This is a genomic window from Bacteroidota bacterium (assembly GCA_016213405.1).
In the GTDB taxonomy this organism is placed as follows: domain Bacteria; phylum Bacteroidota; class Bacteroidia; order Palsa-948; family Palsa-948; genus Palsa-948.
Map to the genome: position 1 here is coordinate 66383 of JACRAM010000049.1, position 21057 is coordinate 87439.

19 protein-coding genes and 1 tRNA gene are annotated in these 21057 nt (G+C 33.5%); 4 read left to right on the forward strand and 16 right to left on the reverse strand.

What is annotated here, in order from left to right; all coding sequences use genetic code 11:
• Nucleotides 1-6: 6 nt before the first annotated feature.
• The 15 genes from HY841_05095 to HY841_05165 all read right to left on the reverse strand — a co-directional run bounded on the left by HY841_05095 (nucleotide 7) and on the right by HY841_05165 (nucleotide 16170).
• Complete coding sequence (locus HY841_05095; protein MBI4930117.1) at nucleotides 7-1140, reverse strand: glycosyltransferase; 1134 nt, start codon at nucleotides 1138-1140, stop codon at nucleotides 7-9.
• Nucleotides 1133-2989, reverse strand: coding sequence for an asparagine synthase (glutamine-hydrolyzing) (gene asnB, locus HY841_05100; protein MBI4930118.1), 1857 nt, complete (start codon nucleotides 2987-2989; stop codon nucleotides 1133-1135). Before asnB ends, HY841_05095 begins: the two co-directional genes overlap by 8 nt.
• Nucleotides 2989-3876 carry a glycosyltransferase gene (locus HY841_05105; protein ID MBI4930119.1) on the reverse strand — a complete coding sequence of 296 codons (888 nt, stop codon included), beginning with the start codon at nucleotides 3874-3876 and terminating at the stop codon, nucleotides 2989-2991. Before HY841_05105 ends, asnB begins: the two co-directional genes overlap by 1 nt.
• 158 nt (nucleotides 3877-4034) lie before the next feature.
• Complete coding sequence (locus HY841_05110) at nucleotides 4035-5348, reverse strand: hypothetical protein (GenBank protein ID MBI4930120.1); 1314 nt, start codon at nucleotides 5346-5348, stop codon at nucleotides 4035-4037.
• The gene (locus tag HY841_05115; GenBank protein MBI4930121.1) at nucleotides 5348-6169 is read right to left on the reverse strand and encodes an EpsG family protein; all 822 of its coding nucleotides are present in this window, start codon (nucleotides 6167-6169) and stop codon (nucleotides 5348-5350) included. The genes HY841_05110 and HY841_05115 overlap by 1 nt, the downstream gene beginning before the upstream one ends.
• 289 nt (nucleotides 6170-6458) lie before the next feature.
• Nucleotides 6459-7196 carry a glycosyltransferase gene (locus HY841_05120; GenBank protein MBI4930122.1) on the reverse strand — a complete coding sequence of 246 codons (738 nt, stop codon included), beginning with the start codon at nucleotides 7194-7196 and terminating at the stop codon, nucleotides 6459-6461.
• Nucleotides 7178-7969 (reverse strand): methyltransferase type 11, encoded by a 792-nt coding sequence (locus tag HY841_05125; protein MBI4930123.1) that lies wholly within the window; start codon nucleotides 7967-7969, stop codon nucleotides 7178-7180. Before HY841_05125 ends, HY841_05120 begins: the two co-directional genes overlap by 19 nt.
• Before the next feature lie 5 nt (nucleotides 7970-7974).
• Nucleotides 7975-8961: a glycosyltransferase family 4 protein gene (locus HY841_05130; protein MBI4930124.1), complete on the reverse strand. Its 987-nt coding sequence runs from the start codon at nucleotides 8959-8961 to the stop codon at nucleotides 7975-7977.
• Between the two features lie 152 nt (nucleotides 8962-9113).
• Nucleotides 9114-10298, reverse strand: a complete 1185-nt coding sequence (locus tag HY841_05135; GenBank protein MBI4930125.1) for a glycosyltransferase family 4 protein — start codon at nucleotides 10296-10298, stop codon at nucleotides 9114-9116.
• Nucleotides 10295-11230 (reverse strand): glycosyltransferase family 2 protein, encoded by a 936-nt coding sequence (locus tag HY841_05140; protein ID MBI4930126.1) that lies wholly within the window; start codon nucleotides 11228-11230, stop codon nucleotides 10295-10297. Before HY841_05140 ends, HY841_05135 begins: the two co-directional genes overlap by 4 nt.
• A gap of 95 nt (nucleotides 11231-11325) precedes the next feature.
• Nucleotides 11326-12132: a glycosyltransferase family 2 protein gene (locus HY841_05145; protein ID MBI4930127.1), complete on the reverse strand. Its 807-nt coding sequence runs from the start codon at nucleotides 12130-12132 to the stop codon at nucleotides 11326-11328.
• Between the two features lie 11 nt (nucleotides 12133-12143).
• A complete protein-coding gene (locus HY841_05150) occupies nucleotides 12144-13070 on the reverse strand; it encodes an NAD-dependent epimerase/dehydratase family protein (GenBank protein ID MBI4930128.1) in 927 nt (308 codons plus the stop codon).
• A gap of 26 nt (nucleotides 13071-13096) precedes the next feature.
• Nucleotides 13097-14143, reverse strand: a complete 1047-nt coding sequence (locus HY841_05155) for a hypothetical protein (protein MBI4930129.1) — start codon at nucleotides 14141-14143, stop codon at nucleotides 13097-13099.
• A 2-nt stretch (nucleotides 14144-14145) separates the two neighbouring features.
• The gene (locus HY841_05160) at nucleotides 14146-15153 is read right to left on the reverse strand and encodes a glycosyltransferase family 2 protein (GenBank protein MBI4930130.1); all 1008 of its coding nucleotides are present in this window, start codon (nucleotides 15151-15153) and stop codon (nucleotides 14146-14148) included.
• A gap of 3 nt (nucleotides 15154-15156) precedes the next feature.
• The gene (locus tag HY841_05165) at nucleotides 15157-16170 is read right to left on the reverse strand and encodes a glycosyltransferase (GenBank protein MBI4930131.1); all 1014 of its coding nucleotides are present in this window, start codon (nucleotides 16168-16170) and stop codon (nucleotides 15157-15159) included.
• Nucleotides 16171-16195: 25 nt separating this feature from the next.
• Here HY841_05165 and HY841_05170 point away from each other — a divergent pair, with 25 nt between their 5' ends.
• Entirely contained in the window at nucleotides 16196-16777 is a 582-nt protein-coding gene (locus HY841_05170; protein MBI4930132.1) for a non-canonical purine NTP diphosphatase, read from the forward strand.
• Nucleotide 16778: 1 nt separating this feature from the next.
• Here HY841_05170 and HY841_05175 read toward each other — a convergent pair whose 3' ends face one another.
• Nucleotides 16779-17753, reverse strand: coding sequence for a D-alanine--D-alanine ligase (locus HY841_05175; GenBank protein ID MBI4930133.1), 975 nt, complete (start codon nucleotides 17751-17753; stop codon nucleotides 16779-16781).
• 104 nt (nucleotides 17754-17857) lie between these two features.
• Between HY841_05175 and HY841_05180 the strand changes: the two genes are divergently transcribed.
• From HY841_05180 to HY841_05190, 3 genes are all read left to right on the forward strand, one after another.
• Entirely contained in the window at nucleotides 17858-18664 is an 807-nt protein-coding gene (locus tag HY841_05180) for a PASTA domain-containing protein (GenBank protein MBI4930134.1), read from the forward strand.
• A complete protein-coding gene (locus tag HY841_05185; protein MBI4930135.1) occupies nucleotides 18657-20696 on the forward strand; it encodes a T9SS type A sorting domain-containing protein in 2040 nt (679 codons plus the stop codon). Before HY841_05180 ends, HY841_05185 begins: the two co-directional genes overlap by 8 nt.
• A gap of 61 nt (nucleotides 20697-20757) precedes the next feature.
• Nucleotides 20758-20844, forward strand: a tRNA-Leu gene (locus HY841_05190).
• The last annotated feature ends 213 nt before the right edge of the window (nucleotides 20845-21057 follow it).

Below are 21057 nucleotides of genomic sequence, written 5' to 3' on the forward strand. Positions count from 1 at the left end.
AAGACTTTAGGAGAACAATTGTCTGTTAGCATTTACCTTTTCTTCGTCCTGAATGAACTCGGAAGCAAAAGCATCGGCTCCTTTAGACATGATTTCATATTCATTCTGGGTCATAGCAGAACATTCCTCTATTACTTCAGAAAAATGAGAAGGATTGCTAAGAGAAATATCCCATCCAGATTTTTTTGATTTAAGATTTCTCCAGGGAGTTTTATCGCTGATAATGACAGGAAGCCCGGCTGACATTGCCTCAAGAATAATATGTCCGAAATTTTCACCGGATGAAGGCATGAACAGGAAATGATAATTCTCCATGAGTTTAAAAATCTGTTCTCCTTCTGCAACGCCATTATATGTTGCCTGAACATTCGAAGGCAGGTTTGCAATTACTTTTTTGCATTCCTCCCAGTAATTGTTATCGTAAATCGGTCCATAAAAATCAAACACAACAATGCTTTTAACTTTTTTTAGTGCTTCTAACGCGAATAAAAGATTTTTTTCAGGGGCTATACGGGCAATATTCAACAGGTGCACATTCCCTGATTGTTTATTTTTCATTTGATTGTTTGCAGAAGCTTTTTTTCTTGGAAGATTCGGAACAACTCTTATTTGTTGTTTGAAAAATATTTTTTCAATCTGTCTTTTTTCTTCCACAGAGGATGCTTGAAAAATCACATCATCAAACAATCCAATCATCTTTGCATAGGTAAAATATATATTCTTCTTAAAAGATTTAATGGCAATGGCGCTTGGGGCAAGCATTCCACGAACTGCTAAAATTATTTTTTTCCTTCGTACAATATTTTTTAACGGAACAATGGTAAATAAATAAGAATACATTCCATTGAGATAATAAAAATCGGCTTCAACTTCCATTATCAATCGCTTAATCGTTTCAGCATTCAGATTTTCTTTAGAAATATAATACGTGTTCGAGCCATCAACTAATTTGTTCCACTCATTCTTTTTAACCGATTCATAGGGAGAATTACTCATGTAATCCGTATCGGTTGTAACAACAAAAAATTCAAATTCGCTAGAAAGATGGGCAATAAGATTGGCGCAAGAACGAATGGGCCCACCAGCTCTGAAACCAGGAAGATACCAGTCAATAAATACTAGAATTTTCTTTTTAATCATCAATTTCATTTTTGCTCAGCCAGTGTTCAAGCACCACTAAGTGCCAGATGCGAGACCATGTTATTTCTTTATCGCCAGATAAGAATCTTGCCCAGAGTTTTTGCAATTCCTTTTCATGAAAATACTTTCTTCTCGATAGAGATAATAGGTTTTGCTCACACATTGATTGAAGCTCATTCTTCATCCAATGCGTCCATGGTAAAGTAAAGCCCATTTTTTTTCTATTGACAATTTTCGGGGGAAGCAGATTATCAAGAGAATCTACAAGCAATTTTTTGGGAGTAACTGGATTTTTGAATTTATCGGGAACAGATAAAACATATTTCACCAACTCGTAATCAAGAAAAGGAACACGCACTTCAAGAGCATGAGCCATACTCATCTGGTCAGTATCGCGTAATAAAACATTCTCCATATAAGATGAAATTTCAGCTATACTTACTTTACTAAGCAGAAATTCATTTTCATTGACATCAAATGCTGAAATAATTGTTGAAACAATATTTTCAGGCAGATGACTTTTTGAAGTAATTTTTTCAATCACATCATCCATGAGTACCTGCCTTGATAAAGGATAAAATTCATTAAATGACATTTTTTCTCCAGCAAGTATTTTTGAAAGTTTTTTTGAACCTGAATCTTTTTTTACAGAGTGTAAAAAATTTCCTGCTGCCATCCTGATTGGTTGAGAGATTTTTCTGATAGAAGAGTTTTTTAATTTCAAACTTCTTTTAAAAATATCATAGCCAGCAAACAATTCATCACCACCTAAACCCGACAAAGCCATTGTGATTCCAGCATTTTTGGTTGCTTTAGAAACAACATAGGTATTGGGTCCGTCACCGCTCGGATGATCCATGGCATTCAGTGCATTTGGTAATTCATTTACAAAATCACTTACGTTGAGCTTAATTTCATGATGATCGGTGTTATATTTTTTTGCAATAAACTTTGAAAATTCAGATTCACTGAATTTCTTTTCATCAAACACAACTGAAAATGTTTTTACTTTCTGCGTTGAAACCTTACTCATCAAACCAACTATAGAGCTTGAATCAATTCCTCCTGACAAAAATGCGCCAAACGGAACATCCGCAACTAATCTTCTTTCAACGGATGCAGTGAGAAGTTCATTCACACTTTTACATATTTGAAGATATGAATCAGAATTTTCAATAGCTGCTTCAGGTTTCCAATAGCATTCAATACTAACTTGATTTTCTTTCACTGTCATTGAATGCCCGGGCATCAGCATAAAAACTTCCTTCAAAATCGTTTTAGAAGCATGAACTGTCTGATAACGTAAGTAATCAATTAATGAATTCTCATCTACTTTCTTAAGAACAATTCCACTTGAAAGTAAAGAACGAATTTCAGAAGAGAAAAGAAGTAAATCATTTTTTCCATAATAATAAAGTGGCTTAATACCAAATCTGTCTCTTGCAATAAATAGCTCCCTCTTCATATTATCCCAGACTGCAAAAGCAAACATTCCATTAAAATATTTCACACACTCACTCCCCCACTTTGTATAAGATGCCAGAATAACTTCAGTATCGCTTTGCGTTTTGAAAATATAATCTTTAATTTGGTTTCTTATTTCTTTAAAATTGTATATCTCTCCATTATGAATTATACAATATCGTTTGTCATTTGAAAACATTGGCTGATGACCAGCGTTGGATAAATCAATAATGGAAAGGCGTTTATGACCTAAAACTATTTTATCATCTGAAAAAAAACCTTCGTCATCAGGTCCACGATGGGCAAGGCATTTATTCATCGTTCGGATTATACTTTCCTGCTTAAATCTATCACTCAACCCATATATGCCGTTAATTCCGCACATCAGTTTTTAATAATTGACATTAATGTATCTGCCCACTTCTCAGGAGTGATTTGTTTTGCAAGTTCAACACTTTTTTCTCCCATGATAAATAATTGTTCATCGCTGAGAGAAAATATTTTCTTCATTACTTTTTTAAAATCAGAAACATTTCCAGGTTTGAATAAGAAACCATTTTCTCCATCCCTCAGGAAAATATCGGCAGCGCCAACTTCACTGCTGCATATCAACGGAAATCCGGCAGAAGCAAATTCATGCACCGCAACTCCCCATGGCTCAAATGTACTGGGTAAAACAAAAACTCCAGCTTCTGCTATAAATTTTTCTATATTATTTGATTGTACAAAACCGAAGTGTTTTATCTTAGGATGAACAATGGGATTAATACTTCCAGTTCCAAGGCACCATAACTCCCAATCATATGGAGTTTCATTTTGAATCTCAATGAAAGACTTCCATAAATCTTGTATTCCTTTCGATTCTGTATATCGTCCGGAGAAAATAAAACGATGAGGAAATTTCTTTTCTTTGTGTTCTTTGAATTTTAAATATAGTGTGTGGAACTTATTATAATCGCATGAATAAAATCCTTTTAAAATATTTTTTTCGTCAAATCCAAGACGCTTTGCAAATTCTAACTGTGGTTTGCCAGGAATCCAGCAGTGAGAAAAATATTTTAGAACAGTAATTCCGCTAAATGATGACGCTAGTTTTTGCTTTATGCTTCCTTTCCACTTATTGTCAAAACCAAGAATAACAGGAATTTTGTTTTTAAACTTTCCACAAAGAGAAAGATAGTCTTTATCAATCCAGCCACTGCAATAAATCGCGTCAGGAGAAATTTCTTTTGCAATCTCATAAATACTTTTTTTGTCAAAATTATTCCTCATATATATCTTTATATTTTCTGAAAAAGTGAAAATAAAGGGGGCTTCTTTATTGACAGGCAGACAAACAATATGAATATCAACATTTTTTTTTGTTCTTAAAACATTAATACATGCTAAGAAATATTCTGAAAGCTCAGTATAGAGAAATAAAATTTTCATTAAAGAACGGAGAGTTGTGAAGTATTACTCTCAGTATTAACTTTGACCTTGACTTCCTCAAGATGTTTTCTATAATTGACATAATTATAATAATACATCCATATAAAAAATGGAAATCCATTAAGGAAATAATGCCCTTGTCTAAAAAGATTGATTAAAATCATTACTAAAATCGCACTTGAAATAATCCAATAGAACTCAGGTATATTTCTTGTGCCATCTCTGACGCGTCTGATAAAACATCTGAATGTAATAATCAGCATAAGAGCTGTCCCAAATAATCCTGTTTCAGAAATCAGGCGTAATAACATTGAATTTGCATCGGCACTATTAAGTTCAAATCCATGCACATCAATATTTTTAGTGATGGAATATTTATCAAACGCTATGGGATGCGAACCTAAACCAGTTCCGAATAAAAAATTATGTGAAACATTTTCCAGTGCAACACGATAATTATTATAAAGAATGATAGATGAGCCATGTGTTTTACCGATAGAAAATTTCCCGGTCAGAAAAATATCTACCGTGCTGTCATATCTGGTTCTAAACTCATACACATTATTATACAAATATAAAAAAGCTCCAAACAAAACAGGAACAAAAATAAATATATAGCGGATAACTCCGAAATTGACAAGCAATAATATGATGGCAATAAATATGGCTGTATATGCAACTCCGGAAAATGTCAAACAATAAATAATAGCGATCACAGCACTTTGAAATTTAGAAAGATAATACGGCCGTTTTACAATTAAATTGTAAATTGAAACAAACATTCCGGCTGAAACGCATGTGCCGAAGTAAGTGGGTTCGCCAAAAATTGAATTGATGCGGATTCCAAAATTTCCACCTACTATAAAACCCCATTTATTTAAGAACCAGCTGTAATCGTATCCGTATTTGAACCCTACCAAATATGAAACAAGCTGTACGACTCCGATAAGGGAAACGATATAACATCCAATTAAATAAAGTTGAAAAAGTTTTTCAATATTATATTCTGACTGCACCACCACATAATAATAAAAAAGGTAGGAAAAAAAAAGTCCTAAATATATTTTAAGAAAAAAAGGAAATGTATTATTGTCAAGGAGAATATTAATTGTTCCTGATACAAGTAATATGAAAAAAATTGCAAGTAAATGCTTAGGGAAAGAATGCCTGAGCATAAAAACCGGCAGCAAAAGAGCAAAAACAAGGTATCCCAGATAAATTTCTGCTGGTTCTTTCGTAAAAACATACGAATTAACAAAAACAGAAATATAAATAAAGAAAACAATAATTTTATTTATCCGACCTTCAAACATTATTCATCAAATCGTAAATAATTTCTGAGTAATGGTTTCATTTCAATTGAAAGATAAAAAATAATAATGGGAGCGGTATAATAAAAATATCTTCCTGCATTATTACCGAACTTAGCCATAATACACATAAGTAAAACATGAATGAGCAGTACTATAGTTATTAATAAATGCCTCCAATTGATTTGCATACGTTTATATTTTTTATACACAAGTGCGAGAAAATATATGATGAGAATATTTGAAATAAGAAGCGATTGTTTTAAAAATGAAATCCAATCCATATCAGGATAAATAATAGAATTCAAAAAGGTTTTAAGGGATGTTTGAAATTCGTAATGAGGCGTAAAGAAGAATGTTTTTCGCAGTACAAAATAAATGAAAAAAAAGAAAACTGAGGAAACAAAAACAAACAAGTAGTATCTTTTTCTTAAAAAATAATAATCTATAAGTGATATTATTCCAAACGCGAAAAACGTGTATTCGCGCTGAAAAATAGACAGCAAAAGAAATATGTAGATATAATTGCTTTGCTTAACATAATGATAAAAAGCATAAGCAAGCAATAAAATTCCGCAAGCTTCAGTTAAAGGTTTTAAAGAGAAAAAAAGTGTCCCAAAACCAAATAAATAAATGCTGCCAAATATGAAAGCGTATAATTCATTATTAGCAACTTGACGAACTATGCGGTAAATACCAATGCATGTAATAACAACACAGATATAGTTAAATAAAGTTGCATTAAAAAAAACCTGCTGATCAAAATCTGGATAGCATTTTGAGAAAACAGTTTCTGTATCATAATGTAAACTGCTTTTATTCATGAGGAAAATGAAAAAACAACTGATAAGTCGCATATTAAATGGACTGTCTACTTTACTAAAATCCCAATCTTTATATAGCAAATAATATGCAAAAAAATCCTTCCCACCAAAATCTGGGAGACAGAATTTATATGAATAATAAAAGAGCGGGTAACTAAGCAATAGGAATAGTATCCCGACAAGAATTCTTTTTTCAAAACCTATTTTTATATGATTGCTATTAAAAAAGATATCATTATTCGAAGTATTCATGAAATCAATATATTTTTTGCTAATAACAGAAACAAGGTTATTTGTTATAATGATTATTAATTTTCAAAAGCTCAAAAGGAACTTTAAGATAATGAGTAAATCGAATTTTAGAACCAGACACATCAGCCCAATGTGAAACAGGCATTTCATAAACTATTTGCTTTGCATTTTCTGTTCCATATTTATTTCTGATTCTGGCAAGAATTTCAACGTCAAAAAGCCATTTTGAAATAAATGGATCTGAAAAAGCGATGCTAAGTATTGTAGTATTAAAAATTTTTGCTCCGCATTGTGAATCGTAAACAGGAAGCTTTAGAATCAAACTCGAAAAAGTAGAAAATATTCTTCCAAAAATATGGCGGATACGTTTTCTTTCAATAATTGCACCTAACCGCTTTACACGTGAAGCAATAATTATTTCATTTGTTGGTTCATCTCTCATAATTCGAAGCATCTTATTTAATTCAGCCAGCGGGGTTGAAATGTCTGCATCCCAAAATCCAATTACTTCAAATCTGCTCCAATTCATCGCATCCAATACAGCTTGACGGATTGCTTCAGCTTTTCCTTTATTTATCTTCAAAGACAGAATAAATATCTTTTCTACATTTTTTTTTTGCATGCTTTCAAGAATCGGCAGCGTTGCATCTTTACTTCCATCATTGACAAAGAAAAAACTTACGTGATCATTTTCATTAATGAACTTCTGTATAGCTTCAACAGAAAGTCGTTTAGCTTCATTATAACAAGGTATGATCAAACATGTTTTCTGCATAGCGAGTAATTAGAAAGTCCACAAAGTTTGATTCCTAACTTTTTAAGAAAAAAAGAAAATTCAGCATCACAAATTAATATAAATTTTAAAAACTCAGCCTGAAATAAACCACCTTTCCAAGTTGCAAGGTCTGTTGATGATTCCTTTTTTTTCAGATTAAAAATATTCTCTTTAATAACCTGAAAAAGACGAAAAGGAAGTAATGTGAAAAAGAAATATCCATTTTCAATAGTAGTTAACCCAGCAGCATCTGTATTTTGCATTAGCACTTTATTTGTGTAGCGCCTGTAATGACCAAGAAAATTATCGTGTGAACAAAAAAGAGATTGATAGGCGGGAACAGTTATTAAAAAAACCGTTTTATCGTCTATGAAATTTTGCTTAAGGAGCCTATTAAGAAATTCTACATCATCCTTAATATGTTCTATCACATCTGTAAGCAAGACAACAGTAACTGGTTTATTTATATTATTTTTCAATTCATCTTGAGAACTGTATAAACGAAGATTCTTATAGTTAAATCGCTGGTTGAAATTATTTATTATTTCGTCTGTAAAAGCAATATCCATAGCATATATCATTGAAGTCTCATATTCTTTAGCTAGATTTTCTGAAACAAAAGAATCACCACACCCAATGTCGAGAATAATTGAGTCATTGGAAATAAGAAGATATTTGCTAATAATTTTTTTTATAACATGAAGTCGTGCAAGTTCCCATGGGTGGCGAATTGCCTGATCATACCCTCTAGCACTTGCTTCAACTAAATCCATGTATATTATTTTACTGCAGCCCTTTCTATTTCATTAATTGTTCTGAATATTATCTTGTCCCAAATAAAATCCTTGCTGATTAATTGAACGCTTGCTTCCCTTTTCTGGTTAATTAATCCGTCAGAAGAAAGAATTGCCTCTATCATTGATCGCTTAATAAACATTTTACCTGGTTCAATCAGCCAGCCTGTTTGTGAAGATACTAAAAGATTTATGGCGCCAGTATCAGTCGCAATTACAGCAAGTCCGCATGCCATTGCTTCTAAAATAACATTGGGCATTCCCTCAGAAAAACTTGGACAAACCAGAATATCACATATTGCAGTAATAGATTTTATTTTTTCAGAATCTGAAATGATGCCGTGATAAAATATTTTTTCTGAAATTATTTTTTTATTTTCAGGAATTTGCCCGATAAAATGAAATTCAAAATCATATTCAATAATCATTTCTTTCAAGACTTGATTTAGCTCTTCTATACCTTTTCTTCTTTCATATCTTCCAATAAATAAAAATTTTCTTTTTTTACCTGCTGGGTGGATAGAACCAATAAGCCAGTCACTTTCTATGGCAGCAGGAATTTCAATAATTGTATTTTTCTTGACAACCAATGATGAAACTATCTCTGTTATTTTTCCTCCATAAGAAAGCACGTAGTCGGCATTACGAATGTTATACAAAACTGGTTTTTTAAGAAATAAAATCTGCTCTAGTTTAGATTTGAAAGATGGAGCATTTTGAAACATTTCATAGCCATGAAAATTAACTCCAATAGGAGCGCATTGAAATCCTTTCTTCTTTTCTTCAATAAGTTTCCATCCGGTGAAACCTTTTGCATAAACAAAATCTATATTGGAATTATTTTGGAATGCCTTAAAAATTTTATTTGAATATTCATAAGACTCGCGCATATAATGTCCGGGCAAATTTCTAAAATCAGGAAAATCGATTACATGTGAATTAATATGTTTTTTTTCTTCTTCAGAAAACAACTCGAGCTTTGAAATATCATAAGCACTCTGATTGGTGTGATATAAATCAACTGAAACACCATTCCTTGACAAATACTTAACTAAATAATAGGAATGTTTTTGCATTCCTCCTATCACATAAGGAAAAATACCATCGGTTAAAAGCGCAATCTTCATATATTGAAAGTAGTGAGAATTGTTTCAGCCGTTTGATACCATGTGTAATTACTTAAAACCTTACTCTTAAAATTGTTTCCTAACTTTTTTCTCAAATCAGGATCACCAAGAAATTTATTCAATGCTTCTGAAATTTTTTCAACTGAAGGTTGAACCAATAAACCATCTACACCATCTTCCATAACATCTCTAACAGGAGAAACATCTGGAGCAATAATGGCTTTTCCAAGTGCACCGTATTCAAATATTTTTACCGGTGAACCATACCAGTTTGACTTTGCCATCACTGTAACATCCATCAAATCAATATATGTGAAAATGTTTTCATGTTTTACAGAACCTGTAAATATCACATCATCTTCTGTCTTATTAGTTTTTGTAAGTTGCTTTAACTCTTCTAACATATATCCATCTCCAACTATCAAAAGTTTGATATCGTGATTATAAAATATTTTTTTAACTTCTGAAAAAGCTTTTATTAATAAATCTACTCCATGGTATGGAAAAATCGAACCAACAAATCCTATTACAATTGTATTTTGGGTTATTTCATATTTTTTTTTCAACTGATCTTGGCATAAACTATCTATTTGAATTGTACTTTCATTTACACTATTAGGTGTTACAGTAATTTTCGAATCGTCATTGCAATATTCTTTTAAATAGTTTTTAAGAGCGGATGAAACAGTAATTACTTTATTAGAATAATTGAGTTGACTTCTGAGGATTCGATCAGAGACAGAACCGAAAAAAGAATTGGCTCCTTCAAACCATTTCATCTCTTGGGAAAAAGGAGCATTTACTTCAACAACATATTTAATATTAAATCTTTTGCAAATATTCAGCCCTGAAGAGCATAAAAAAGATGCACGCTCATAAACAACGTCTGGATTGAATTGTCTTATTGTTTTTTCTATTAATCGCTCTGAATCTTTGTCTCTTTTAATCAAAGCATAGTCTTTTGCTGACCTCCATATATATTTATGCACAAATTTCTTTAGAAAGTTTTTGTTAGTTTGATTTATCCTCTCAAATGGATAATCGTTATTTCCTATAATTAATTCCTCCACAATATTCCCCTGCTGCTTGAATGCACATATCATTTCCCGAATATGAGTTCCATATCCGGTATTGCCGGATGTGCTTAATAAAGGGTTGGGAGAAAAATATAATATCTTCAAGAGAACATTGCTTTTATTCGCTCTGAATTTTGAAATCCAAAAATATCATACAAAAATAAATATGAATTGGATGTAACAGAAGATTTTTTGGGAATGAAATCTGAAGGAATATGTTTTTGAAAGAGATAATATGCGCTCTGCAAATCATACTTCGCTAAAGTCCGTATCGAATCAAATAATACCTGAAAATATTTTTTATGCATAGAAAGATTTATATTATTTTGAATAATATAATTAATAATCTCTGCTCTCAAACTGCAATATTGTTTCCATGTTCCTGAAAGATTTGAAGATGATATGCTTCCTGATTCTCTATCGCGAACAAGAGTATTATTATTATTATCAAAAGCTATCTTGGCATTATTTTTCATTAATCGAAACAGCAATTCATACTCCTGACTGCTTGAATAATAATTATTCCATCCTCCAACATTTTGTAAATCTTTTTTTTTCCACAAATTAGAGCAGGTATTTCCTAATCGTGTTGAAAGTAATCCAAGCCATATATCATTTTTTTCTGATAGAATTACTTTTCTTTTTTTTAAAACATCTTCCCTATAACTTTCTCCAACAATAACTGCAGGTAATTTATCTGACAAAGTGTTTAGAATTAAAACCTGTGTACTGATCTTTTCAGGAAACAATAAATCATCAGCATCTAAAAATTGAAGGTATTCACCAGTTGCCATTTCCATTCCAGTATTTCTGGCAAAACATGCTCCTTGCCGGGTTTCATTTGTAATAATAAGTAATGGGACAGATTTCTGAATTTGTTGTAATATTTTATTTGTATTATCGGTGGAATTATTATCTACACAAATTATTTCTATTTGATTATATTTCTGATTAAGCACAGAGTTTATACACTCTTCTAAATAACGTTCTACATTATAACATGGAATGACAACACTTACTTTGATCTGAGAGTGCATTAAATCATTTTTAATTATAGTAAAAAATATAAACTATTAAATAATCTGTAATGTAAATAAAAATCAATAATAGAAAAAGATTTTAAACAATCCAATCATAAAACAAATTTTTTTAAAAGTGTTTCAATAAAAGAGTGTTTAAATTGAACATGAGATAGTCCGCTAATTTTTTTCCAATCATTTTTTAAAACATTTATATAGTTAGCAAATTCTTCAGGTTGTTCATTTTTCCATTTTCCGATCCCTTTTGTTTTCCTGTGGTAATTATTAAGTATATCTGTGGAAAAATTCATAATAGACTGCGAACTCATTCCGCTTGTTATACTGGTTGGAGACATGATTCTAAGGTAGACTGGTGTTGTTTTATTTTCCCATATAATTCTTTTACCAAGATAATATTCCATCCAGTATTTACTATGGTCGAGCAGCACTAACGGTTTTGCATCGTGGGTATAAGAAGAGATTGCATGGTTTGTTTTATGAATAATTGTATTTGGCATCCACGCATTTTGCACATGGCAGACTTGCCCCGAAACAACATCATAATATGCATGATATTTATCTGCGTAACAATCAAAATCAACAGAACACGTAACAACTTTTTGTAAAACATTTGGGGAAATTAAATCGTCATCATCAAGACGAATAATATAATCCGGCTTTTCTCTAAGAGTCAAAAAATATTTGTATGCAGATATGAGTTTTTCAGATTTAGTTTTCAAATAAGTTTTTTTGTAAATAATTCGTCCATCATTTTTTTCTTCTTCTCCAATCAGAATCGCCTGCCAGTTTTGATAGGTTTGATTTTCGAGAGCATTAAGGAATTGCAAGAAAAGATTTTTTCTTAATGGAGTAAGCAATTGAGTAGGAGTAAGCGCAACAAAAAAAAGAAATTTTTTCATTTATAAATAAACTATGAATGCTTCTTCTTAAAATCACTAATGTATTCTGCCAATATATATGTAGGTTTCCAGTTGAGTACACTTATTGCCTTGCTTATATCCGCAAAAGTGATATCCGCCTCACCTTCTCTCTTTGGAATAAATTCATATTTATCAGAAATTATTTTTGCTAATTCAAGAATGCTAGTGGTAGAACTATTACCAATATTAAATGCTGTGTTTAACTTTTCTGGATGAACCGCTGCAGAATAATTTGCCTCGGTCAAATCAGCGATATGAATAAAATCCCGTTGCTGGCTACCATCACCCGTAATAAGAAGCGGCTTGCCTTCTTTCCATTTGTTCAAAAAAATTCCAACTACGCTGCTGTAAGGATTAAAGGGATTTTTGGGATTAAAACTTCTTGGTCCGTACGGATTGAAATACCTCAGCACAACATAATTCAGTGAAGGGTATCTTACCGATATTAACTCAAGATATTTTTCCAACTCATATTTCTGAAAAGCATAGGGATTCATACATTTGATTGATTCATTCTCATTGGTAGGAATAAGTTTGGGGTTTCCGTAAATCGCACTTGAACCACTGTATACAAATCGCGGAAAATACTTTTCTTTCACCATGAGTTCTATCAAATGAATTCCCTGTACAAGATTTGCTTCCACATGATCCTTTATCAAATCAAAACTTGGTTGAATACGAGGAAGAGCAGCAAGATGAAAGATACAATCGAATTCTTTTAAGGATTTGATGTCACTGCAGCGTTGTTTGATAAATTTGAAACGATGATTAGTCAAATGATGCCGGATATTATCTTCACTTCCTGTAGTAAGATTATCAACTCCAGTAATTTTCCAGTTTGTACGTAAAATCAAATGATCTAAGAGGTTGGAACCAATAAAACCAGCCACTCCGGTGATCAATACATTTTGTATCATAATTTGATTTCGAGAAGTAACCAAAGTTACAATTTCTGTCGGAAGGAGGGAAAATTTTTTACATACTCTTCTATCTCCTGCAGTGAAAAGGCAAATTCAAACGGATATTTTTTTCCAATGAATTCTTTGAAAACAATAGAATCATTTATCCCTACTATGGGAAACTTTCCCTTAAAAATAATCAGGACTTGCGTGTTTGTATATTCTCCCAGATAACATGTGCCGGAATGCTGGGTAATAATTAAATTACTATTGCAGCACTTTTCAATAATTTTTGAATTGTCATCAGTAATTATTACTTCAACATTCTCATGCGATTGTATGGCACTGCTAAACGCAGGATGGCCAAGCACATAAACTTTTTCAAAATAAGGTTTAACCGTTTGCACTACTTCTTCCCAATCCCAGGGATATCCATTATTCGAAGTGGATTTTGATCCCTTGCTTCTTGGAAAAATTACAACAGAGTTTTTCTTTTTTGATTTATAAATTTTCCCAAAATCTATTGTCTTCATAAATCCTTTCAGCATCCATGTTCTATGAATAAACCAATAATAATAGGGGTCGCCAATATTAAAAAAAGGAAATATGGAACTCTTTGCTTCTTTTTCAAATTTATCGATTTCAATTTGTACATCTGCCGGTGGGATTGTAATGTTTTGCTGAGGAGAAACTTCTTTGAAAAAATCTCTTAATCCATACCATTTATAAATAATGCTCTTTCCATTTTCATCAACTAGAAATGATTTATGAAGCAGCATGCCGCAATAATAAATCTTAACGCCTTTTGAATGCAGATAAGCAAGAAAGGGAAGATTGTGTCCAAGAAAATTTCCGAACTCACCCTTAAAGGGACCGTAATAACACCGTTTAAAAAAAATAGCAAGAAATAATTTCCAAGATGCATGAAAATATCCGCGCCTGATTTTCAAAAAGTATTTCCATCTTTCGAATCCTTTATATCCACAGGCATCTGCATATTTACGATTATCTGAAAACACTAAATCTCCACAAACAAGTTTTCCTGTTTCACCGTAACTCCTGATAATATGTTCGTACGATTTTTTTCTCATTCTTATTTTTTTCCAACAAGTTTATTCAATGTACATTTCAGATAGTAGCTAAGATGATTCCTTGAAATGCCTGTAACGGAGAAGTAAGCACGAATCACATTAAACCCATACGGAACTAAACGAAAAAACAATGCGTTCCATTTTTCTTCAGCTATTTTTTCAAATACTTCTTGCTGATACACATGCACTTTTCGATTATAGCTGATGAGTTTATCTAACCATTGTCTTGCTTGCCAGACAACCTCTTCTGTTGGTGAAAGAGAAAACTGAGCAAGAATAAATTGATGGAGTCTCAATTCATCTTCCAAAAAATTGAACCCGAAATCTTTCAAAATAATATTATGCACATGGGAATTAATCATCCAGGATTTTGCCGAATATTTTTTTGTGGTATTATGCTCCCCTTTACGGTAAAAATAAAGTACTTCATCAAGGTTGGCAAATTTCATTGCATCTTTTACTTTATAAAAAAAAAGCCAATCTTCAGCCATAGGAAAAGATTCATTATAAAAAAATCCATTCTTGCGTATCGGGTCTAATCTCATAATGATAGTACCGTGATTCATTGTAGTGCTCCAAATCAGCCCGGCTTTTATTTCTTCGTCATCCATGGAGCATCTTGAGATGCTGTCTTGTTGTCCAAATAATTGCATGTGAGTTCCGCATATTCCTATCTCAGAATGATTTTCCATAAATCGATATTGTTTTTCTAACCTCTCAGGATGAGAAATATCATCTCCCTCCATTCTCATCATATATTTGCCGGTTGCATGAACTAACCCAATGTTTGATGCTCTTGCTATTCCTGCATTTTTGTCATTGCTGAATACGCGGATGCGATTATCATAATAAGAATTTATTACCTGTAGGGTTTTGTCAGTGGAGCCATCGTTGATAATAATAAACTCAAAATCAGAAAAATTCTGTTTAAGAATAGATTCAATCGCCTCTCCAACATATTGTTCCACATTGTAAACAGGCATCAATACAGAAACAGCCGGGTTACTCATATATTATTTTGAAAGTATATATCTGATTTTCCTTTTCGCTCTGAATTCAAGCCATGATGTTGGTGCGGCATTTCTTCTCATTTCATTCAGCCAGATTCTTTCTTTTGGGGATAAATCTTCTTTATTAAAATCTATTTTATTTAAAATCAACTTAGAAGAAAGAAAATCGTTCTTTGAAAAAATATTTCTTTTCCATTTTAACAGAAAATGTATTATCATGTGTTCGGCAAGAGAAATATTTATTTTTTCAGCTGGCAGTTCAAATGAATATTCTTTTTTTATTTGACAAACTTCCTGTAGCACCACAGAATATTTTTTCAATCCTATTTTTTTTGAAAGAGAATAAAAAATGCTTCCGATATCATTTACAAAATTCTCATCCCCTTTAAAAGTCTTCGCTTCGTCATGAATACGAAAGGAGGCAATAACATCGTCAGATACGTATATAGATTCATTCCCAAATAAAAATACCATCCTGAGCCATAACTCATAATCCATAGAATAATGCAAATGAGTATTAATGATTCCTGCGCTGCTAATTGCATCTACCGAAAAAAAGGTTGCTGGCTGCGAAATTATCGGTTCGCAAAAACATTGCAGACTATCTGACGGGTTATTTTTTGGTTTAAATAACTGTTTTCGGTTTCCTTTCAGATAATTAAGAGCAAAACAAAAAATTTTCTTGTCTGAATTTTTACGAAACGTGTTGGCAATCTTTTGAAGAGAACCTTCTTCCAGTAAATCATCGCTGTTAATCCAATTAAATAAATCGCCTGTAACTTCATTCAATCCTTTATTAATCGCATCACTTTGTCCCATATCTTTTTCGCTTGTCCAATACTTCAAATATTTTTCATACTTTCTTATAATCTGAACTGAATTATCCGTACTTCCTCCATCAATGATGATATATTCAAGATTTGGATACTTTTGATTGACAATAGAAAGAATTGTCTCTTCAAGATATTCGCCTTGATTGTAGGAAGGAGTAACTATTGAAATTTTCGGATAATTCACAGACAAATTTACCCATAATCCTGATATGGAATTAGTCTTCGCAACAAACAACAAATATAAAATTGAGGAAGTTCAGCATCTTCTTAAGAATGGTTTTAATTTATTGTGTTTAAAAGATATTGGCTGTGATGAAGAATTACCAGAAACAGGAAATACGCTGGAAAAAAATGCAAAGCAGAAAGCAAGATATGTTTACAAAAAATACAAAGCAGATTGTTTTGCAGATGATACTGGTCTTGAAATAGAATCTTTGAATGGAAAACCCGGAGTTCTTTCTGCCCGTTACGCTGGCGAAGAAAAAAATTCTGAGAAGAATATTGAAAAGGTTTTGGAAGAAATGAAAAATACGTCAAATAGATATGCTTCTTTTATTACTGTTATATTATTGATAATCAGAAATAAAGAGTATTTGTTTAAAGGGAAAGTAGATGGAATTATTTTAACCAAAAGGCAAGGACAAAAAGGTTTTGGCTATGATCCTATTTTCATTCCGAATGGGTACAATAAATCATTTGCTGAAATGTCATTGGAAGAAAAAAGTAGAATAAGCCATCGGGCAATCGCAGTAAAGAAACTTGCTAAGTTTTTAAATGAATTGAAACGTTAATTCATAACAACGCTTCTTCAACCGCATTTCCAAAAAGTTCTTTTCTTGATATGCCGGCATATTCTGCCTGTTGTGGAAGCAGACTTCTTTCCGTCATACCGGGAATGCTGTTCACCTCCAGCATATACAGTTTATTTTTCTTTACAATATAATCAATGCGAATCATTCCCTTACATCCAAGCGCTTTATAAATGTATTCGCTTAGATTTTTACATTCTGCTTCAATGACCAGAGGAATTCTTGCCGGAGTAATTTCTTCAGTTGCTTTGTCCTTATACTTCGCATAAAAATCAAAAAACTCTGTATGGCAAACAATTTCAGTAATAGCAAGCGCTTTTACTTTTCCTTTATAGCTGATTACTCCGCAAGTAATTTCTGTTCCTTCAATGAATTCTTCTATTATGGCTTCTTCTCCTTCTTTCAGCGCCAGGTTCACTGCAGGAATTAATTCTTCTTTATGTTTCACTTTAGTGGCACCAATGCTCGATCCGCCTTCATTCGGCTTGACAAAACAAGGGAGAGAAACTTTTGAAAGAATATCATCGGCAGATAGTTTATCTTTTTTATTCGTCACCATTGACTGAGCCGTATTAACTCCTAATCTTCCGAGCGTTGCCACCGTAAATGCTTTATTAAATGTAAGCGAAGAAACCGTTACTCCGCAGCTTGTATAGGGCATTCCAATCATATCAAAATACCCCTGAAGTTTTCCGTCTTCGCCCGGAGTTCCGTGCAGCGCCATGAAGGCACAATCAAATTTTATTCTCTTCCCTCCTACTGCTACTGTAAAATCGTTTTTATCAACTGAGAATTCTTTTCCATCCTGAGAGAGAATCCATTTTTCTTTTGTAAGAATGATTTTATAGCAGTTGTATTTCCCGGCATCAAGGTATTTGATTACCACCTCTGCGCTTTGAAGGGAAATCACCGCTTCTCCTGAATACCCACCCGTTACAACTGCAATATTTTTCTTCATAAAATATTTTTAAATACTGTGAGTTACAGAGTAAATGTAGAAAGTTTGAAACACCTTTAAGAGAGATAATTCATACATTTGTCAATACATCATTGTTAATTTCTGTGAAAGATATTTTACTTTTTCTAAGAAGCAAACGCTTCCGTATTCATTTTATTATCTCGCTTGCTGTAGGATTTCTTATATTATGGGTTTCTTTCAAATCGCTCGGAAGTTTCACGCATCACGGAGAATTAATCACGGTTCCTGATTTTTTAAATGTAAAAATTGACGAACTGGACAAGTTTATTTCCGACAAACACTTGCGATACGAAGTGATTGATTCCGTTTTCGATGCAAAAATTGCTGCAGGAGTAGTGGTTAAGCAGGATCCTGAAAAAAATTCTTCCGTCAAACAAAATAGAATTATATACCTGACCGTTAGTGCCAAGATGGCACCGCTGGTGAAGATGCCGAATCTGGTGGATGCATCCATGAGGCAGGCGCTTGCGATGTTGGATTCATACGGACTTAAAGCGGGAAGAAGAGATTACCGGCCTGACCCCTGTGTTAACTGCGTGCTCGTGCAAACTATGAAAGGAAAAAAAATTGAAGCTGGAGAAATGATTCCGAAAGGAAGCGTAATTGATTTGGTGCTTGGCAAAGGGCAGGAAGGGGAACTAATGAATATTCCCTGTGTGGTTGGATTAACACATCAGGAAGCTTCGGCTAAACTTGCTGAGAATGGAATGAGCGAAGGTGCGGTGATTTGCAACGACTGTAAAACTTCTTCCGATAAAGAAAATGCAAAAGTGTATAAGCAAAGTCCCGTTTGTTCTTCAGATGCGCTGATCAATCCGGGCACTTCGGTTGATTTATATATGAGCACAAAAATCATTACAACAACTGCTGATACAACTGATAATGAATAAAAAACAAGTTACAGGTTATCCCGAATGGACTCCTCCCCGAAGGGGACTCCTTCGGAGTTCGGAGCAGTTGCAGGTTACTACATGCTGGCAGAAATCCATCTTGCTGTTTTCATTATTCATCATTCATCATTCATTTTGTTTTTCTCAAGAGGTATTAATGGATTTAACCACAAACCCTGTTGTCGTAAAAAAATATAATGAAGTAAGAAACTCAACTCTCAGAATCAATCCCGTAAAACTTGATACTGTTTCGCTTCCTTTTCTGGATGATTTTTCAAAAGATGATATTTATCCCGATGCTTTTCTCTGGCTCGACAGCAATGTATTCATCAACCGTGATTATCCCATTGCTCCGCCAACGCTTGGAGTTGCAACGTTTGATGGCGTGAGTAAATCAGGTTGCCCGTATGACACGCTTGCCAGCGCCAATTCTTCAGAAAGCGCAGACACATTAACTTCTAAGCCCATCAATCTATCATCTCTGCCACCCGATTCGTCAGTTATATTTTCGTTCTTCTGGCAGGCAAGCAGTTTCCTATATGGAAGAGGAAACGATCCTGAAAATTCCGATACGCTCCTTCTTCAGTTTAAAAATCCATTGCTGGCAGATTCCATTGCATGGAAAACTGTATGGTATAAAAACGGCTATAATCCGGTTACGCCCGATACAGGATTTCATTTGGTCATTATCCCAATTACCGACCTGTCCTATTTACAAAACGGATTCCAGTTCCGGTTCAGAAATTACGCAACCGTTTCAGGGAACGTTGACCACTGGCATATTGATTATGTGTATCTGGATAAAAACCGCTCAATGACAGATACAATTTTTGATGACGTGGCTTTTGTTTACAATTCACGTTCTCTTTTAAAAAATTATTATGCTATGCCGTGGGAACAATATCAAGCATCGGAAATGAAATCTAATCTTACTTTTTTTATTAGGAACAATGATACTGTCACAAAAAATGTTTCTTTCACAGATACAATTTATAATTCAGCATTAAACCCTGTAGCGTCTGATTCTTTAAATGCTGGAAATATTTATTCGTGGAGCACAAATGGATATTGCAACTACGCACCATTTGCAAATCCTCCCATTTCTACCACTCCGCCAAATTACGTTTTCCCGATTCTTACCCAAGACACTTCTTTTCTTCTTGAATGCGTTTTAACGCCCCCTATCTCCGACATAGATAAATGGAACGACACGCTCCGCTTCACACAAACTTTTTCAAACTATTATGCGTATGATGACGGAACCGCTGAAAAAGGATATGGGTTGAATGCTGCTGGCGGGCAAATTGCTTATAAATTTTCTCTCAATCAGCCCGATACGCTCGTTGCCGTGCAAATGCTCTTCAATTGGATTGGTCCGAATGTAAACCAACAGCAATTTAAAATAAGAGTTTGGGGTGATAACGGGGGAGTTCCGAGTTCAGCATATATATACGAAGACACAATCATTACTCCCAACTATGAATATGTTTATCATAATGACTGGGGAAACCTTACCAATATGTTTTACCCGTACTTACTGAAAACAAAACAAGTATTGAGCGGAACATTTTATGTAGGATTTGTTCAATATACTAACCCCTCCACTACTCTGCTGAATCTTGGTCTGGATCAAAACACTAACTCCAACAGCAAAATGTATTACAATGTCGGCAGCGGTTGGAATCAGTCTGCACTTGCAGGTTCGTGGATGATTCGCCCGGTGTTTGGAACAACAAAAGGATTACTGACTGTTCATAATGAAGAACCCCTTACATCTTCTTTTACCATCTATCCTAATCCTACAAGCGGAAAATTCAGGATTCAATCTGACAATAATTCTTTCCTGAAGTCAATTGAAGAAAATTATCACCTTACTGTTTTCAGCATTGATGGGCAAATGGTTCACGAAGAAACTATTTCTTCTTTCTCGTCTGAAATTGATATATCAAATCTCCGTGAAGGATTGTACTTTGTGCGTGTTGAAAACAAAAACGGATTGGCGCTGAATCAGAAGTTCGTCCTTACGAAATAATCCTTCTCCCCGAAAGTTTTTTAGATTATTTTTGCCCATCTATTTTATGAATGCTCTTTCCGCTCGGGTGGTGGAACTGGTATACACGCAGGACTTAAAATCCTGTGGGACTTATAATCCCGTACGGGTTCGATTCCCGTCCCGAGCACTGGTTGGTATAACTAATTAACGCAAGTTGCTAATATACACGAACTACGAACCAATCCGTTTTTCGTAGTTCGTGAATTCGTAAAATTGCCGACACTCTTTAACGCTCAAATAGTTACAAGGGTTATTAGGTTGGATGAGTAACAAACTGGTAACAATTACCGCGTAATCATACCTGTTTGTTACTAAAGAAACTTTTCAGTTTTTCTTTTGA

What these genes read in the sequence shown, in the direction of transcription:
- asnB (MBI4930118.1), bottom strand. Translation starts at nt 2,989, where the DNA reads ATGTGCGGAATTAACGGCATATATGGGTTGAGTGATAGATTTAAGCAG.
- HY841_05095 (MBI4930117.1), bottom strand. Translation starts at nt 1,140, where the DNA reads ATGATTAAAAAGAAAATTCTAGTATTTATTGACTGGTATCTTCCTGGT.
- HY841_05170 (MBI4930132.1), top strand. Translation starts at nt 16,196, where the DNA reads ATGGAATTAGTCTTCGCAACAAACAACAAATATAAAATTGAGGAAGTT.
- HY841_05155 (MBI4930129.1), bottom strand. Translation starts at nt 14,143, where the DNA reads ATGAGAAAAAAATCGTACGAACATATTATCAGGAGTTACGGTGAAACA.
- HY841_05145 (MBI4930127.1), bottom strand. Translation starts at nt 12,132, where the DNA reads ATGAAAAAATTTCTTTTTTTTGTTGCGCTTACTCCTACTCAATTGCTT.
- HY841_05120 (MBI4930122.1), bottom strand. Translation starts at nt 7,196, where the DNA reads ATGCAGAAAACATGTTTGATCATACCTTGTTATAATGAAGCTAAACGA.
- HY841_05110 (MBI4930120.1), bottom strand. Translation starts at nt 5,348, where the DNA reads ATGTTTGAAGGTCGGATAAATAAAATTATTGTTTTCTTTATTTATATT.
- HY841_05115 (MBI4930121.1), bottom strand. Translation starts at nt 6,169, where the DNA reads ATGAATAAAAGCAGTTTACATTATGATACAGAAACTGTTTTCTCAAAA.
- HY841_05105 (MBI4930119.1), bottom strand. Translation starts at nt 3,876, where the DNA reads ATGAGGAATAATTTTGACAAAAAAAGTATTTATGAGATTGCAAAAGAA.
- HY841_05175 (MBI4930133.1), bottom strand. Translation starts at nt 17,753, where the DNA reads ATGAAGAAAAATATTGCAGTTGTAACGGGTGGGTATTCAGGAGAAGCG.
- HY841_05160 (MBI4930130.1), bottom strand. Translation starts at nt 15,153, where the DNA reads ATGAGTAACCCGGCTGTTTCTGTATTGATGCCTGTTTACAATGTGGAA.
- HY841_05150 (MBI4930128.1), bottom strand. Translation starts at nt 13,070, where the DNA reads ATGATACAAAATGTATTGATCACCGGAGTGGCTGGTTTTATTGGTTCC.
- HY841_05140 (MBI4930126.1), bottom strand. Translation starts at nt 11,230, where the DNA reads ATGCACTCTCAGATCAAAGTAAGTGTTGTCATTCCATGTTATAATGTA.
- HY841_05185 (MBI4930135.1), top strand. Translation starts at nt 18,657, where the DNA reads ATGAATAAAAAACAAGTTACAGGTTATCCCGAATGGACTCCTCCCCGA.
- HY841_05125 (MBI4930123.1), bottom strand. Translation starts at nt 7,969, where the DNA reads ATGGATTTAGTTGAAGCAAGTGCTAGAGGGTATGATCAGGCAATTCGC.